The 15,575-nt window shown below is 59.3% G+C and carries 15 protein-coding genes; 6 read left to right on the top strand and 9 right to left on the bottom strand.

Going from position 1 to position 15,575, the window contains the following annotated elements; translation table 11 throughout:
* Positions 1–206: 206 nt before the first annotated feature.
* Complete coding sequence (locus GIV26_RS06775; protein WP_200582942.1) at positions 207–1,175, bottom strand: AraC family transcriptional regulator; 969 nt, start codon at positions 1,173–1,175, stop codon at positions 207–209.
* A 101-nt stretch (positions 1,176–1,276) separates the two neighbouring features.
* Between GIV26_RS06775 and GIV26_RS06770 the strand changes: the two genes are divergently transcribed.
* Complete coding sequence (locus GIV26_RS06770; protein WP_236279722.1) at positions 1,277–2,527, top strand: MFS transporter; 1,251 nt, start codon at positions 1,277–1,279, stop codon at positions 2,525–2,527.
* Between the two features lie 40 nt (positions 2,528–2,567).
* On the opposite strand, the gene yecR is transcribed toward GIV26_RS06770, so the two are convergent.
* From yecR to GIV26_RS06750, 4 genes are all read right to left on the bottom strand, one after another.
* On the bottom strand, positions 2,568–2,870 hold the full coding sequence (yecR, locus tag GIV26_RS06765; RefSeq protein WP_236279721.1) for a YecR family lipoprotein: 303 nt from the start codon (positions 2,868–2,870) through the stop codon (positions 2,568–2,570).
* Positions 2,871–3,470: 600 nt separating this feature from the next.
* Positions 3,471–3,896, bottom strand: a complete 426-nt coding sequence (locus GIV26_RS06760) for a glutathione S-transferase family protein (protein WP_236279720.1) — start codon at positions 3,894–3,896, stop codon at positions 3,471–3,473.
* A gap of 68 nt (positions 3,897–3,964) precedes the next feature.
* On the bottom strand, positions 3,965–4,567 hold the full coding sequence (locus GIV26_RS06755) for a glutathione S-transferase (protein ID WP_236279719.1): 603 nt from the start codon (positions 4,565–4,567) through the stop codon (positions 3,965–3,967).
* Positions 4,568–4,578: 11 nt separating this feature from the next.
* Positions 4,579–4,965: a hypothetical protein gene (locus GIV26_RS06750; RefSeq protein WP_236279718.1), complete on the bottom strand. Its 387-nt coding sequence runs from the start codon at positions 4,963–4,965 to the stop codon at positions 4,579–4,581.
* A 145-nt stretch (positions 4,966–5,110) separates the two neighbouring features.
* Between GIV26_RS06750 and GIV26_RS06745 the strand changes: the two genes are divergently transcribed.
* Both GIV26_RS06745 and GIV26_RS06740 read left to right on the top strand, forming a co-directional pair.
* Positions 5,111–6,010 carry a LysR substrate-binding domain-containing protein gene (locus GIV26_RS06745; RefSeq protein WP_236279717.1) on the top strand — a complete coding sequence of 300 codons (900 nt, stop codon included), beginning with the start codon at positions 5,111–5,113 and terminating at the stop codon, positions 6,008–6,010.
* A 79-nt stretch (positions 6,011–6,089) separates the two neighbouring features.
* The gene (locus GIV26_RS06740; RefSeq protein WP_236279716.1) at positions 6,090–6,644 is read left to right on the top strand and encodes a hypothetical protein; all 555 of its coding nucleotides are present in this window, start codon (positions 6,090–6,092) and stop codon (positions 6,642–6,644) included.
* 446 nt (positions 6,645–7,090) lie between these two features.
* On the opposite strand, the gene GIV26_RS06735 is transcribed toward GIV26_RS06740, so the two are convergent.
* Entirely contained in the window at positions 7,091–8,365 is a 1,275-nt protein-coding gene (locus GIV26_RS06735) for a glycoside hydrolase family 68 protein (protein ID WP_236279715.1), read from the bottom strand.
* A gap of 288 nt (positions 8,366–8,653) precedes the next feature.
* Between GIV26_RS06735 and GIV26_RS06730 the strand changes: the two genes are divergently transcribed.
* Positions 8,654–8,875, top strand: coding sequence for a PLDc N-terminal domain-containing protein (locus GIV26_RS06730; protein WP_003190416.1), 222 nt, complete (start codon positions 8,654–8,656; stop codon positions 8,873–8,875).
* Positions 8,876–8,889: 14 nt separating this feature from the next.
* Positions 8,890–9,405 (top strand): hypothetical protein, encoded by a 516-nt coding sequence (locus GIV26_RS06725; protein WP_060763616.1) that lies wholly within the window; start codon positions 8,890–8,892, stop codon positions 9,403–9,405.
* Positions 9,406–9,420: 15 nt separating this feature from the next.
* Here the strand turns inward: GIV26_RS06725 and GIV26_RS06720 are convergent, their stop codons facing one another.
* Positions 9,421–13,566, bottom strand: coding sequence for a CheR family methyltransferase (locus tag GIV26_RS06720; RefSeq protein WP_236279714.1), 4,146 nt, complete (start codon positions 13,564–13,566; stop codon positions 9,421–9,423).
* 308 nt (positions 13,567–13,874) lie between these two features.
* Here GIV26_RS06720 and GIV26_RS06715 point away from each other — a divergent pair, with 308 nt between their 5' ends.
* Positions 13,875–14,732: an SDR family oxidoreductase gene (locus GIV26_RS06715; protein WP_014718015.1), complete on the top strand. Its 858-nt coding sequence runs from the start codon at positions 13,875–13,877 to the stop codon at positions 14,730–14,732.
* A 276-nt stretch (positions 14,733–15,008) separates the two neighbouring features.
* On the opposite strand, the gene GIV26_RS06710 is transcribed toward GIV26_RS06715, so the two are convergent.
* Together GIV26_RS06710 and GIV26_RS06705 are read right to left on the bottom strand one after the other, a co-directional pair.
* Positions 15,009–15,248 carry a hypothetical protein gene (locus GIV26_RS06710; protein ID WP_034127094.1) on the bottom strand — a complete coding sequence of 80 codons (240 nt, stop codon included), beginning with the start codon at positions 15,246–15,248 and terminating at the stop codon, positions 15,009–15,011.
* Positions 15,245–15,502, bottom strand: coding sequence for a DUF6555 family protein (locus tag GIV26_RS06705; protein WP_003190423.1), 258 nt, complete (start codon positions 15,500–15,502; stop codon positions 15,245–15,247). Before GIV26_RS06705 ends, GIV26_RS06710 begins: the two co-directional genes overlap by 4 nt.
* Between the last annotated feature and the right edge of the window lie 73 nt (positions 15,503–15,575).

The following is a 15,575-nucleotide window of genomic DNA, read 5'->3' as shown; positions in this document are numbered from 1 at the left end:
TCGAGTGCTGGCGGCAAACGTGCAGGCCCAGGATCAGAGGCTGGGATTCTTGCCGCGTGGCGTTCATTCTCAGGTGAGTCGTCGCAGGCGTCTACTGTCATACTTGACAGTCCTTTAGCCGGTGTTGCACTGCCGTGACCCATTACTCGACGTAACGGGCGTTAAATGATTCAGAGGCACAGATCGTCGACTACGTGCGCTCAGCGTCAAGTAACAATGGGCTGCCTCACCTTGCGACTTGATCCCGGTGTCTTGCCCGTAATGCGTTTGAATGCGCGGCTGAAAGCGGCCTGGGATGTATAGCCCAAGCGCTGTGCTACCTCTTCGATCGGCAGCCTTTCGAGGGTCAGCCACTGGCTTGCAAGCCGCATTCGTAGTTCGGTGACATAGCGCAGCGGCGTCATGCCAATCGTCACCTGGAAGCGATCCGCGAAGGCTGAGCGTGAGGTATTGCATTGCTCTGCCAACTGGGCAACGGTCCAGTCGCGGCCCGGTTGTTGATGGAGCGCTAGCAGCGCACCGGCCAAGCGTGGATCGCGCAAGGCGGCGACCAGGCCAGAGGCATTACCGCAAGCGCACTCCACCCAGCCGCGAACGACCATGGCGGCCACCACGTCGGCCAACCGCGCGAGGATGCCGGCGAAGCCCACACGTGCGGCGCTGACCTCGCGTTCCATGGTGGTCAGGATAGGCACCAGTCCAGGGTAGCGCTGGCCGCCGGCATCAATCAACATCAGGCCCGGCATCAGTTTGCCAAGGCCATGGATACTGCCCAGTTCAAACTCCATGCAACCACTGAACAAAATAGTGCTCGGCGTTGGGCTGGCATCGGTTGCGGTGTGCACCGCGCTCACGGTGTCACCGAGGGGGACGCTGTCTAGACCGTCGATGTCCTGAACAGGTGCGTCCGCATGGGAAGACAGTTGATGGGCCGCGCCATGGGAGATGAACACGGCGTTGCCGGCAGACAGCGCGTAGGTGGTGCCGTCCTCCATTCGCAGCACCGCATTGCCGACCGCCATGAAATGGAACCAGGCATGCCCAGGTTTTTCAGCGAAGCCCAAACCGAAACTCGGACTGGCTTGTATACGCCGGTATTCGACGCCACGCAGGCGCATACCGCGCAACAGCTCGTTGATGAGATCCGAGGAAAGAGCAAACTGTTTTGCAGACATTGTTCAGGTGTTTTAGTCAAAAATTAGAGGTTTTTGATCATAGATCATCCAGTTTCCGGCGCCTAGACTGCGGCTTGAAATGAAGACTGGAGATCCATGCAATGACTGACTGTATATGTAATGCCGTATCCAACCGCCATCCCGGCGCCTTCTCGGAGGCGGAGCCTGCGGCCCCCGCGTGGATGGCGGTCTTCTCGCTGGCAATGGGGGTGTTCGGATTACTGACCGCTGAGTACCTTCCGGCCAGTTTGTTAACACTGATGGCGACTGATCTGGGAGTGTCCGAAGCACTGGCTGGCCAGGCGGTAACGGTGACAGCAGTGGTAGCGCTGTTCGCCGGTTTGTTGGCGCCAGGCCTGACCCGCGGTATCGACCGACGTTGGGTGTTGCTGGGGTTTTCAACGCTGATGGTTGCCTCCAATCTTCTGGTCGCCGTTTCCTCCAGCTTCGCGGTGCTGTTGTTGATGCGCATCTTGCTGGGGATTGCCCTAGGCGGGTTCTGGAGCATGGCTGCGGCGGTGGCGATGCGCCTGGTGCCGAGTGCTTTGTTGCCTCGGGCGCTGTCGATCATTTTCAGCGGGATTGCTATCGGGACGGTTGTTGCCGTGCCGCTGGGCAGCTATCTGGGTGGGCTATACGGCTGGCGCAGTGCGTTCTTTGCAGCGGCGGCGGTAGGCATGGTGACCCTGGCTTTTCAGTCATTGACTTTGCCGCGCCTCGCGCCGCGCCGGCCGACACGTCTGCGCACCGTTTTCGAAGTGTTGCAGCGCCCGGGCATCGCCATGGGGATGTTCGGTTGTGTGCTGGTGCATAGCGGTCACTTTGCGATGTTCACCTATGTTCGGCCATTCCTGGAAGGCACTACCGGCATCGGCCCGCAAGGGCTGTCGCTGATGTTGCTGGGGTTCGGTGTGGCGAACTTCTTCGGCACGCTGTTGGCTGGCAGGCTGCTGGAGCACCACCCGCTGGCCACTCTGGTGTTAATGCCTGCGCTGGTCGGGGTTGCAGCACTGGCGTTGGTGCTGTTGCCACCCTCGTTGCCGGTGCAGGCAGTACTGCTGGCAATATGGGGCTTGGCCTTCGGCGGTGTGCCGGTAGCGTGGTCGAACTGGGTCGCCAGCGCGGTACCTGATCAGGCGGAAAGCGCCGGGGGCATGGTGGTGGCATCTGTGCAGTCCGCCATCGCCACGGGCGCCGCCGCTGGCGGAGCAGTGTTCAGCCTCGGTGGCAGCGCGGGCGTATTCATAGCGGCAGCGATGCTGATGCTGCTGGCTGCGTTGCTGATTGCGCTGCGTGTCCGGGTTCCTTCTGTCCATGGCGTTCGCGAGTCCACGCCCGCGTTGCACCTTTAATTCGGTTTTCCAAACTGCCTCGTTGCGCTTTGGGTGGATGTCACATTTGGCACCGATAATCCTGAGTCACGGTGGTTTCCAGGCAATGAAATTGCCCCATCGTTCGGCACACGGATTTCTCCGCACCTTCGCGTTCTGCGCGTGCGTAGTCCCAAAACTGGCAGCGCCCCGTGGCGATCGCCAAACCTTGGGATTCCCGGATTTGGCCGAGCTCGAATGGCGTATGTACGTAGGAGAGTTGGACCAGCCCATCGGACGAGTTGCCGCCGGTAGCTTCCCAATATTTCGGCGTGACACAGCCTGCAAAGAGCGGTAGGGCGATGGCGACGATGACGGGTTTCATTGTCGAGGACGATCCTTTGTTGGTGAAAATGACGTTGGTAGGCTTCGTTTTTTGTTCGCCAGCATCAACGTAGAGGGCGAAGGCGGCCCAAATTTGACTGACTGGTAACCACTGGGCAGCAGCGGTTTGCCTGCATCGGCCTCAAACCCGACAACCTTCCTGTCCTGATCCATGGTGATGGAAAGGATGCAGTGATTCGGGTTATTGACCGTCGAGCAGTTGACCTGACGGCCTCTGGGGGTCGCGGCTTTGAGTTCAGTTCAGCGCCGCCCAGGAAATTCTCCTTGCGAATGGCGGCGGCAAAAAAATCTGCGCCGTGCCGCCTGTGGGAATCATGATGGGAAAGGGACTTGCCCCACGGCGGCGGAGTCTAGAAGCGCGTAAAGAGCCCGACAATCACTTGGAGGAAATCGAGACGCAAGCTACGGTGGACCGTGCTGGGGCTGACGGAAATCGGCTACAACCCAAGCAGCTATCGGGCTCTGCGACGCTGCTACCGATTGCGGCGCAGGGCTTTGCGATCAATGTATTGGCGCATGAGCAACAACTGCTGAGCGACCGCTTTGCGACGCCGACCGCGGATAAGTTCAGCCAGGTGCCTTACGCAATCAACCAAAACCACAATGTGTGGGTCTGGTTCAGATAGCGCGTAGCCGAGTACCCATCGGGTTGGGGCAACTGATGATGGAAGTGGTAACTCTGCCCAGTCATCGGCCCCAGGCTGCTGACTTGCCAGATCAGCCACTGCATCACTTGCCAGCGTTGTACGGGCGATGTGCCGCCAAAACGTGCGTGTTTTTCCGCCAGGTATAGAAGCACCGCGGCAGACTCCACCACCACTTGCTGGTTGTCGTTGTCCAGCAGCACCGAGATTTTGGCGTTCGGGTTCACCTGCAGATACGCGGGAAGGTGTTGTTCATCGCCGGCGAGATGGATGTGGCAGATGTCATAACTGACCGCCAAGGCCTCCAGCATCAGCAGCATTTTATAGCCATTGGCGGTGGGTGAGAAAAAGACGGTGTACATAGAGGCCGTTCATGTGAGCGCAGGGCAAAGAGCCGGCAGGTGCCGGCTCGCGGTACGTTGCAGGGGGCTTATGCGATGGGGTATCGCTTGAAGGCCGGGTGTTCCTCGAGCCTCCCAGCATGGCGCTGCAGGTGCGGGAAGGCCTCGGCGTTAATCACTGAGGCCACTGTGAACTGGCTGAAAGACCAGGCCACTGCAGCGCTGATGGCACCTTGGGTCAAGCCTGCATCCGGCGCATGAGCCAGGCGTTTTTCCAGGGCCGAGTAGGCGGCCAGCAACTGGCCGGTTACTCGGTCGAGCCAGGGCTCGTGGAGTTTTTCTGCGGGGCGCAGGTTATGTTCGTACACGACCTGTACGGTTTTCTCACAGGCAGCAAGGGCGAGGCCAATCAACTGCAGGTCTTGGACGCGCGCGCTGGCTTGCTGTGGCAACAGCTTTCTATCAATCGGGGCCGACGCTTCGAAGTAATCGAGAATCAGGCTTGAGTCCATCAGTACGGTTGAATCGTCCAGCACCAGGCTGGGCGCTTTTACCACCGGGTTGATGCTGGCAAATTGTTCGTAGGTGCTGAATACCGAAAGTGGCTGATGCTCAAAGTCGACGCCGTAAAGATCCAGGGAAATTGCTACGCGGCGCACGTAAGGCGAGTCCAGCATGCCGACCAGTTTCATGAAACCTCCATTTACGTCAGGGTAATTTTCAACGTGCAGTGGGGATGCTTGAGGTACTTGTACAGGTTGAGCAGCAACCCCCAGGCGCGGGGGGTGGCCTCGTAGTCGGCCAGGTACAGCGCAATTTCCCCTTCGCCTTCCAGCAGGATCAGGCCCGGCGCAAGGCAGGTGAAAGTCCCTTGTTCCAGGCAGACATCAATGCCTTGGGACGTCATCCAGTGGCGGCCCTTCAGCGCGATCACATAGGTCTGCTGCTCCAGCCAGAAGGAGAGTAGTTGATCCTTGGTCACCAGCCATTTCAGGGCATGGCGCCCCTGGCCCATTTTCGTCAGTAATACCTGCGGGGCCTGGTTGAGGCGGGTGGTCCGGAGGCTTGGTTCCATGAGGGTGGTTTTCATCGAAGACGCTCCGCTGTTCTCGAGGTGACGGTGGAACGCAAAGACGCCCGTGGCTGGCAGGAGTTGTTAATTTGAGGTTACTTTAACGTTGGTATAGCCCTCAAAATATCGATAATTTTTACCAGAACAGGTTAGCTGAGCTTACATGAGTGCATTTCCTCCATTGACATGCCTGCGCAGTTTCGAAGCCACTTCCAGATTGGGGAGCGTCACCCTTGCTGCCAAGGAGTTGCACGTCACGCATTCTGCTATCAGCCAGCAGATCAAGGTGCTGGAGGAAATTGTGGGGTTGACGCTATTCGTGCGCGAAGGGCGCGGCTTGCGAGTCAGCGAGGATGGGCGCCTGTATGCGTTGCAGATCCGCAAAGCGCTGGGCGACATCGCCGAGGCCACCCGATTGATCCAGGCACAGCCCAAGATGGGGGAGTTGGTGGTAGCGGTTCTGCCGTCGTTCGGCCGGTCCTGGCTGTTACCGCGACTACCGGGGTTTCAGCAGCTTTACCCTGATATCGGCATTCGTCTGCAAGCCAGCTTGACCATCTCCAATCTGCATCAGGAGTCAGTGGATATCGGCATCCGCATGGGCAAGGGGGAGTGGGAGGGCGTCGAGCAAAAGCTGTTGTTTCATGATGAAGTCGTTGTGGTTGCCGCCCCTCATTTCAATGGCGGGCGCCTGCCGCAGACACCGCAGGAGGTGGTCGACAGCACCATCATCTACAACACTGAGTCCTGGTTGCCCTGGTGCGAGGCTGCAGGTGTCGAGATGGGCAGCGAGCGCAAGGGTTTATGCAGCAATGACTCCAACCTGGTGCTGGAAGCCGTTCGCCTGGGGCAAGGCATCGCGCTGGAGCGGCGCAGCCTGGTGCATGACGCTATCGAGCGGGGCGAACTGATCCAGCTGTGTGACGTCAGTGCACCGTACGCGTACCCCTATTGGCTGGTGTGGCCACCCAGGGAAAGTTCGGAAGATAAACAGCGCGAGTTCTCCCATTGGTTATCGGGGGAAGTGGAGCGTTACCTCGCGCAACTGAAAAAAAACACCTGACGGAGGATGCCGGCGGCTGCCCTGCGGCGCGCAGCAAACCGTTGATGAAGTGCTGCAACAGCGCCGAATGGCTCAGTGCATGCTCGCGAGGGCTGTAGCGCATCGCCAGATCAGCATCGCCATGGTCGAGGTTGCGCACTTTGGAACTAGGGTCGATCCTCCGCGCAACTGCGCCGCCGACACAAGAGGTGATGTCCGGCAGGCGTTTGCTCAGCCAATGGCTGGTGATGGAAATCGTGCAGGTCAATACGATGCTGGTGGCGGCTTGCGGACGCACGACCTGGGTGGCCTTGAGCAGCAGCGCAAAGGCCGTGGACACATCACCCGCCAGGCGCTGACCTGGCTTATTGTGGGTCACGCCGTTGGCGGGGTGGGCAATGACCTGATGGTGTCGGGTGGTGGCAGCACTACTTTCCTGTTCAACGGCCTCTTTGGTAATGACCGGGTCGAGGGGTACCAGGCCAGCGATAAGCTGGTGTTCATGGGTATTCCTGACTTGGGACAGCAATACGATTATCGCTCCCATGTCTCGATGTTCGAGGACAACGCGCTGCTGTCCTTCGGGGACAATTCTGTGACGTTGGTTAGCGTGAATATGACTCAGTTGAATGGGGCGGGGATTTATATTTCCTGAATCTCCAAGCAACGGTGATGTGACGCTGGACCTATGGCGAGGGAGCTTGCTCCCGTGACGGCTTGTCAGCCTAGGCGTATCTACCTGACTCCCCGCAGTACAAATGTGGGAGCTGGCTTGCCTGCGAAGACGGCCTGGCAGCCCACTGGCAGGTTGAATCAGACCGCGTGCCTATCCGTTATTCAGGTAAGGGTGTCGGCTGTCAGACCGCTATCGCAGGCAAGCCAGCTCCCACATTTGGATCTCGGCGTGTCAGTGAGATCAGCGTCTGCTGTCAGACCGCTACGGCAGCAAGCTCCCTCGCCACAGGCACAGCGCGCACCCCACCTCACTGGCTACATCCTTGTAGCCAGTGAGGTGGGGTAAGTTGCATCAGACGGGATATCTCGATGCTATCCACTACGGGTTTGTCATCGAATTCAAACCCGTTGTCTTACAGCCTCCGTTTACTTGAGCGTAACGTCGAGCATCGGCGGGATGTAGCCGTAGTCATACTCGGCGACTACGAACGTTTGCTGCCCTTTGATCTTGATACCCACCGTCGGTGCCTCGGTGCCGCCGATACGGATCTGCGTGCCGGTGTCGTCGGTCGGTACGCTGTCGATGAAGGAGGTCACCAGGCCGTTGGGCATGACGCAGTGCGAGTAGGTCTGGAACGGTTGGGAGGACGGGTTGCCCAGTACCAGGCCAGAGCCGTTCAACGGCACATACGGGCCGAACAGCGAATCGGCGACGAAGCCGTATACCCCGTCCGGGCCGGTTACACCGTCGGCGTAGGTGAAGGTGTGGCTGATGGTGAACAGGTAGTACTTGCCGTCCTGGAACACGAAGTGCGGGCGTTCGGTCTGGTCGTTGACGCCGACCGCGGTCAGCAGCGGTGGCAGCATTTCCCAGTCGTCACCGTCTTCGTCGCGGGCCACGGCGATCCCGACGCAGGCGGTCTGGAAGCGCGAGTTGCCGACCTCTTCATAGCCGGGTGGCACGTCGCCGATTTCGGCGTTACCGACCTTGTGCGAGCCGCGTTCGCCGGCCACGTTGCCTTCGAACAGCATGTACAGCTTGCCGTCTTTCGGGTCGCGGAATGGCCATGGATCGCGAAAGCCCCAGAAGGCGTTTTGCGCTTCGGTCTGGTACATCTTGCCGTCCGCCTCGAACAGTGGCTTGACCTTCTCGAAGCCCACCAGGCTGACGCCGTGCTCGGTGGTCACCACGCGGCCACGCACCTTGACGATGGTCGCGCCGGGCGTGACGGCGGTGTAGTACAGGTCCACTTCGCCTTGTTCGTTCAGCAGGATCGGCGTGCCAGCCCATTCGCGCACGGTGGGCGAAACCCCTTCAGCCATTACCCGGCCGCCGAGTTTCCAGTCTTTGCCGGTGCGGGAGAACCAGTAGTACATCTTTGCCCGGCCATGGCGATCGTTCCAGTCGCGGATGACGTCGTAGTTACCATTCTGATCGAGGTATTGAGGGTCGTTCGGGTGGCGATCCGCAGTGAGGGTGAAGATCACCGACCAGCCGTCAACGGAGGTGATGTTGCCGTCGATATCACGCAGCGGCATGGTGTCCCAGATAAAAACCTCGTCACTCAATACCGGGAAGTTCGCACTGACCAGCGGCTGGGTGGTGGTGGGGTCGTCCGCATGGACTTTGAGCGCATCGGCGCGGGTCCACAGGCTGGGTTGATGGGGTGTTTTGCCAAATTTCGAAGGGGTGCTTTTCATAGTAAGCCTCGTCCATGAAGGGATTCAAAATACTGTATTCATATACAGTTATTTGAATTTAGAGGACTCGTCGCTATGGGTCAAGGTTAAAAATGCACTTGTGCATAATTCGTGCTTTTTCCAAAGCTGATACGTTTCAGCTTGTCTTGTTTAAAGCGGTTCGTTCCTGAATGGATCGGCGAAGTTGTCCGCATGATGGCGGCAAACCAAGCGCCAGGCAGAAAGCCCAAAAATAATGAACCCTGCCTGCGCCTGCGCACCAAAAGTTACATAACCTGGAGGTGCATCATGCAAACCACTTACTTCTGGATAGGCCTGGCAGTGATCCTCGTACTGCTCGACGCGTGGATCATCAACAGCATCTGGCGCAGCGATAACGCATCGGCCAGCAAGGCAGGCTGGAGTGCTGTCGTCGTGGTACTGCCGTTCCTGGGCGCCGCGATATGGGCGATTGCCGGCCCAAGGGGTGTCACCAAGGGGCCGTCTTCTCCCGAGCACAGCAAGGGCTGAGTCCGGGCCGCGCTATGAACAACCCAGACCCCGACGACTTACAGAGCCGCAACTACCCGGTACCGGAAGATATGGCCTTGCAGCGCAAGGTCTGGCGCTTTGAAAGGGTGGGTTGGTACGCGCTGCTGGTGCTGATGGGGCTGAGCCTGGCGGGCCTGTTTTCCAGCGGGCCGCTGAGCACCCGCGAAGTGCGCAGTGCCGATGGGCAGTTGCGCGTGGAGTACCAACGCTTTTTACGCAATGGCGCCTCCGATGGGCTGGTGATTCATGTGCAAGGCAAGGCGCAACAACCCCTGGAGGTCGAGCTGAGCGGTGAGCTGCTGCGCGGTTTCAATATCGAGACGCTCCAGCCGCAGCCGCTCAAGGCCAGGGCGGCCGGGGAGGGTGTAAGCGTCTGGATGCTGAGTGACAGCGCCGGCCAGGCCGTGTTGTACCTGACCTTGCGCAGCGACACGGTGGGCAGCGTGGATACCCAGGTGTCGCGACCAACAGGGGCGTCCGTGCGCTTCTCTCAGTTCATCTACCCTTGACCGTCAGCCCAAACCCTAACGGCGTGAGCGGCACAGTTTTTCGATCAAGGAGATCAACGAGTCATGGCCCACGGGTTTGCTGACATGCGCATTAAAGCCCGATTCAGTCGCCTTTTTCTGGTCATTGCCAGCGCCATAGCCCGTTAAGGCGATGGCGGGAGCCCGTCGAAGGTAGCTTACTTTGCGCAGCTTCTGCATCAGCTCATGGCCATTCATTTTAGGCATGCCGATGTCCGAAATAATCACGTCGTACTGGGCATCCCGGGCTGTTTCAAGTGCGCTTAACGGGTCGCTGAAGGCGCTCACTTGGGCGCCTTCCATTTCCAGCAGCATGTTCAGCACCTCAAGGACTTCGGCTGAATCATCGACCAGTAAAACCTTGAGGCCATTGAGGCGCTGATCTTCGTTCTGGGTAGCGCCGCTATCCAGCAGATGATCCTGCTGTTCGCACAGCGGCAACCAGATCGAAAAGGTGCAACCGAAGCCCAACCCTCGCGAATGCACGCTCACCGAACCGCCGTGGGCCTCCACCAGCTGCCGCACCAACGACAAGCCAATCCCCAGGCCTTCGCGCTGGTGAGTCTGGTGCTGGTTTTCCGCTTGCCCGAACAGGTCGAAGATTTCTTCCAGGCTTTCTTGGGCCAGGCCCGCGCCGCTGTCGATGACGTCCAGTTGCGCGCGCCCGTCCGAGCGGCTGACCACCAACTGCACCTGGCCGTCTTCGGGGGTGAATTTCAGGGCGTTGTTGACCAGGTTCCAGATCACTTGCTCGATGCGCGTGGGGTCTACGTCAACGATCAACGGGCCCGGCACCGAAGGTGTCTGAAGGCTGACCTGGCGACGATGACCGTCGGCAAGGACCACGCTGTGAATGTCCTTGAGGGTGCGAATCAGGTCGATCGGTTGCTTTTTCAGCTTCAGTTTGCCCGTGCGAACCCGGGCGACATCCAGCAGGTCGTCAATGATCCGCGCCTGGCTGGACACCGCTTCGCAGATGGTATTGACCGCCTTGATGGCCGGGCCCGCGACCTTGGTGGCTGGCAAGCGCCGCAACAGTTCGGCGTTCAGCTGGATCAGGTTCAACGGATGCTTGAGTTCGTGGGACATCACCGCGAAGAACTCATCCTTGAGATGGCTTTTGGTCTGGGTTTCCTTCAAGCGCTGATTCTGTTCGTCCTGGGTGCGTTTGTGGCCGGTAAGGTCGCGGGCAATCTTGACGTAGCCGCGCAAGCTGTCGCTCTTGAGCTGCGTCACCTCGCCACTGCAATAGAAACGGCTGCCATCCTTGCGCACATGCCAGCGTTCATCTTCGCCACGCCCATGTTCGCGGGCGGTGCGCAGTTCGCTCTCCGGCACGCCAGCGGAGCGGTCTTCCGGGGAGAAAATCAGGTCGTAGTAAGCGCCCAGCACCTCGTCCTTGGTGTAGCCGAAGATCAGTTCGGCACCGGTGTTCCAGTCGGTGATGGCGCCGTGGTCATCGAGGATGATGATGGCAAAGTCGTGGGTGCTCTCGGCAACCAGACGCATGCGCTCCTCGCCCAGGCGCAGTTCCTCTTCGGCCTGACGCCGCTTGGTGATATCAATGAAGGTCAGCACGGTGCCATCAATGTGGTCTTCACTGGAGCGGTAAGGCAGCAACCGCGCAATGTACCAGCGGTCGTCGTTGCTGCTGATTTCCCGCTCGATCAAGCTCAGGGACTCAAACACGGTGGCGGCGTCTTCGGTCATTTGCGGGTAATTGAGGCGGTGGGTGATGTCCAGCAATGAGCGTCCGGTGTCCACCGGCAACATACTGAAAATATCCGTGGCCCGTGGCGTGAACCAACGGATGCGCATGTTGCGGTCGACAAAGACCGTGGCGATGTCGGTGGACGCGATCAGGTTGGTCAGGTAGTCGTTGACCTTGTCCGTCTCTTCCACCTTGGTCTTGAGCTCGAAATTGACGGTCAGCAATTCTTCGTTGATCGACTGCAACTCTTCCTTGCTGGTTTCCAACTCCTCGGTGGCCGAGCGCAGTTCTTCGTTGACGGCCTGCATTTCTTCGTTGGAGGCCTTGAGTTCCTCGCTGGAGACTTCCGCCTGTTCGATGGTGTCCTGCAGGTGCAACTTGGTGCGTTGCAGCTCGCGCTCCAGGTTGCTCATGATCGCGTTTTCGGCCTGGCTGACGGTGTCGATGTCGGGCAGCTGTGGGTCGACGGCGGTTTCCTGGAAGATCACCAGCACGTAGTCGTTTTCGGTCGCTTCATCGCGGTAGGGGCGGGCGCTGATGTCCACCAGGAAGGGGCCTTGCTCGCGTTGGATGCGGATCTTGCGCGAAGACACCGGGCTATTCGATTGCTGGACCTGAAACAAGGTGGTGCGGATATCGAGGCGTAAATCGGGATGCACCAACGTCAGCAGGTTGTGCGTCACCTCGCCGGCCACGTAGCGCAGGAATCGACCTGCGCCTTCGCTCATGTGCAGGATATCGGCCTGCATATTCACGATAACGCTGGGCGGCGCGGCTTTTTCCAGAGCGCGCAGATGGATGTCCGCGAACGAGACCTTGCTGGGCACCTTGGTTTCAATCGCCAGCGTCGTGGCGCTCGGGCGCAGGTAGCCGCCTCGCGGCATGGTCGGGGCGCGACGCACGGCGGACGAGCCGGCACGCACCCTGAAAATGCGGTTGCGCTTGTCCACCGGTACAAACAGGTCCAGGCAGCCGTCGGCCGACTCCGAGGAGCCGAGAAACAGGTAACCTCCGGGGCGCAACGCGAAGTGGAACATTTGCAGGATGTCGCGTTGCACTTCGCGGTCCAGGTAGATCAACAGGTTGCGGCACACGATCAGGTCGATCTGCGAAAACGGTGGGTCGGCCAACAGGCTGTGCTTGGCGAACAGTACCTTTTCGCGAATTTCCTTGCGCACCCGGTAGTGCTGGTTCTTCTCCTTGGCAAAGTACTGGCGCAACCGTTGAGGCGGTACGTCGGTGATGATCGCTTCGGGGTACACGCCGTTGCGGCCATGGGTAATGGCGCGCTCGTCAATATCGGTGGCAAACACCTGCATCTTTGCACCGCTGGCGTCCAGCGCCAGTTGCTCGGCCACCAGCATCGCCAGGCTGTAGGCCTCTTCGCCGGTGGAGCAACCCGCCGACCAGATGCGCACCTCCTCACGGTGCGGCACGCTGTCTTCCAGTGACTTCACCAGGTTGGGGATCACGTCCCGCTCAAGCGCTTCGAAGGCCTCGCGGTCGCGAAAGAAGTTGGTCACGCCAATCAGCATGTCGCCCAGCAAAGCCTTGGTTTCGTCCGGGTTGGCCTGGAGGAAGTTGTAATAGGTGGCGAGGTCGGGTTGGGCCGTGACCTGCAAGCGCCGCTCGATACGACGTAACACCGTGGCGCGTTTGTAATGCTTGAAGTCATGCCCGGTACTGGCGCGCAACTGGATCAGAATATCCAGCAACAGCTGCTCGGCCACGGCGGCATCGCGCTCGGTGCTGGGTGGGGTGGTCTTGATCTCAGGGTCGTTGGCGGTGGGCAGCACAATCGACTGGGCATTGCGCCACAGTTCCAGCAGCTTCTGCGGCATTTCCACCACAGGCAGCACCAGGTCGACCATCTGGGTTTCGATGGCCGCCAGCGGCATGCCATCGTACTCGGCGTCTTCCGGTGCTTGTACCAGGGTGATGCCGCCTTGTTCTTTGATGCGCGACAGCCCTACCGCGCCATCTGAGCCGGTACCAGACAGGATCAGACAAAACGCGCGTTCTTTATGGGTGTCTGCCAGGTCGCGAAAAAACAGGTCGATGGCAATGTGCGATCCACCTTCGCGCACGGCAGGCGAGACCGCCAGGTAACCATCGTTCATCTTCAAGAGCTGCGCCGGGGAGATGACGTACACGTGATTCTTTTCGATGGGCGTGGCGTCATTGACCTGCGACACCGGCATGCGGGTCGTTTCCTGGATGATCTTGTCTGCCACGCTTTGATGGTCGGGCGAAAGATGCAGGATCACCACAAAGGCCATGCCGCAGTCTCTGGGCATGTGCTCGAAGAACGCTTTCACGGCTTGCAGCCCGCCCGCTGAGGCACCGATACCCACCACCGGGAAATTCAAGTTACTGGGGGTCAGATCTTTGCGTTGCGGAACGTTGGGGGACCGCGGGGGGGCAGACTTCATAAATACCAACCTTGGATAACGGCGCACAGGAAGACGGGTGTAGGGGGAAGAACTTGAACAACGTGGGCGAGGGCTGAACCGACAGTGAAATATAGCTGAAAACCTGCTGCCAACAAAAAAAGCCTTGAAGCCACCCGGTCATTCGACGGACCACTTACTGCCGGTTGAGGCACGCAACCTGCGGAAGGTTTAATCAAACTGACGAGTGGCCATCGCGGTTGCACGGTTATCCGATTTTCTGAAAATCCGTCTGAACTTCGCTTCCTGGCGAACCCTCGCAAAGAGAAACCCACCCAGGAGACGTTCTGATGAACAGCTATCCAAAACCACCCTTCAACGCCCAGCAACAGCCCGTACCCGGTGAGCAGCGCAAGATGGACCCGATGCCCGATTGCGGTGAGCAGTCATACCAAGGCTCGGGCCGGCTCGCCAATAAAATCGCCTTGGTCACCGGGGCCGACAGCGGCATCGGACGGGCCGTGGCCATTGCCTTCGCACGTGAAGGCGCGGACGTGGCGGTGTCGTATCTGGATGAACATGAAGACGCCAAGGAGACCGCACGCTGGGTCGAGGCGGCGGGTCGTCAATGCCTGTTACTGCCCGGCGACCTGGGCGATGCGGCGCAGTGCACGGCCATCGTCAACGACACCGTGGAGAAGTTCGGCCGCATCGATGTGCTGGTCAACAACGCAGCGTTCCAGATGACCTATCAATCGCTGGAAGACATCCCCGACGAGGACTGGGTGAAAACCTTCAACGTCAACATCACCGCGATGTTTCGCATCTGCAAGGCCGCGCTGCCTCATATGGCCGAGGGCAGTTCGATCATCAACACCAGCTCGGTCAACTCCGATATGCCCAACCCCAGCCTGTTGCCCTATGCGGCCACCAAGGGCGCGATTGCCAACTTCACCGCCGGCCTGGCGCAGATGCTCGGCGAGCGGGGGATTCGCGTCAACAGCGTGGCACCCGGGCCTATTTGGACGCCGTTGATTGTCTCGACGATGACGCCGGACATGGTGAAAAACTTTGGCGGCAACACCCCATTGGGACGCCCAGGCCAGCCAGTGGAAGTGGCGCCGATCTATGTGCTGCTGGCGTCGGATGAAGGCAGCTACATCTCCGGCGAACGCTACGGCGTGACGGGTGGCAAGCCGATACTTTGATCAGTGATTGAGGAGGGCAGTATGAGCGAAGCCTCGAAGCACCACGAACCGAATCCTTCTGAGCGCAAGGTGCGCCCGCCGGCGGCTAAGCGAAACGATAAGTCGCAGGCACCGGCAGGCGGGCAACAGGCACAGAGGCAAGGCGGTGTCGCTCCTGGAGGGCCTTCAACAGACCCTGAGTCAGGGGCGTGAACGCGAGGGGATATACACTCGGCCTGACATCCTGATTGGTTGTCAGGCCGCTATCGCAGGCAAGCCAGCTCCCACAGGCTGACGTTATTTCCGCTTGGAACGATGAATTCGCATCCACTCTCGATAGGCCACCGTACGCTGCGCATCCGCACGTTTCTTCGCCTCGGTAAAGCGCGCCCACGTATGCGCATCGCCGCTGTAGGACTCAATGATCTCGTACGCCAACGCATCCAATCGATCCGCTTCGAAAAACATCTCGGCATTTCGCGCGACTTCGTCGTCCCGCCTGTTTGTAGTTGTGTAACCAAGAGTCTGACTGTTCATCCTCTGAGGCCCTCCGCCCATTGAATCTGTGCCGCGCCACTCCAGCGCACCTGGGTAATGCCGTATTTCTCCGCCATCGGTTTGGACACACGCTTGAACGTGTGTTGCCCGAATTTGGGGATGACCGCCACACCAGCGTCACAACTGGCCCAATGCCAAGCCTCGGCATTGTCCATGCGCGGCGCGCGCACGATGAAGGACTTGGGCTCGCCATGCAGCTGGTACTCGATAGTGAATAGGTCGTTGTGTTTCATGAGGCCTCCTTGATACTCATGAACTACAGATATTTGACGTCAAAAATAATTCAAATAAGTTGTCCGACAATTC

This window comes from Pseudomonas sp. PA-1-3F (assembly GCF_021609665.1).
Lineage (GTDB): Bacteria > Pseudomonadota > Gammaproteobacteria > Pseudomonadales > Pseudomonadaceae > Aquipseudomonas > Aquipseudomonas paracarnis.
The sequence above is the reverse complement of the archived record's forward strand: the minus strand, read 5'-3'. Positions and strand labels throughout refer to the sequence as shown.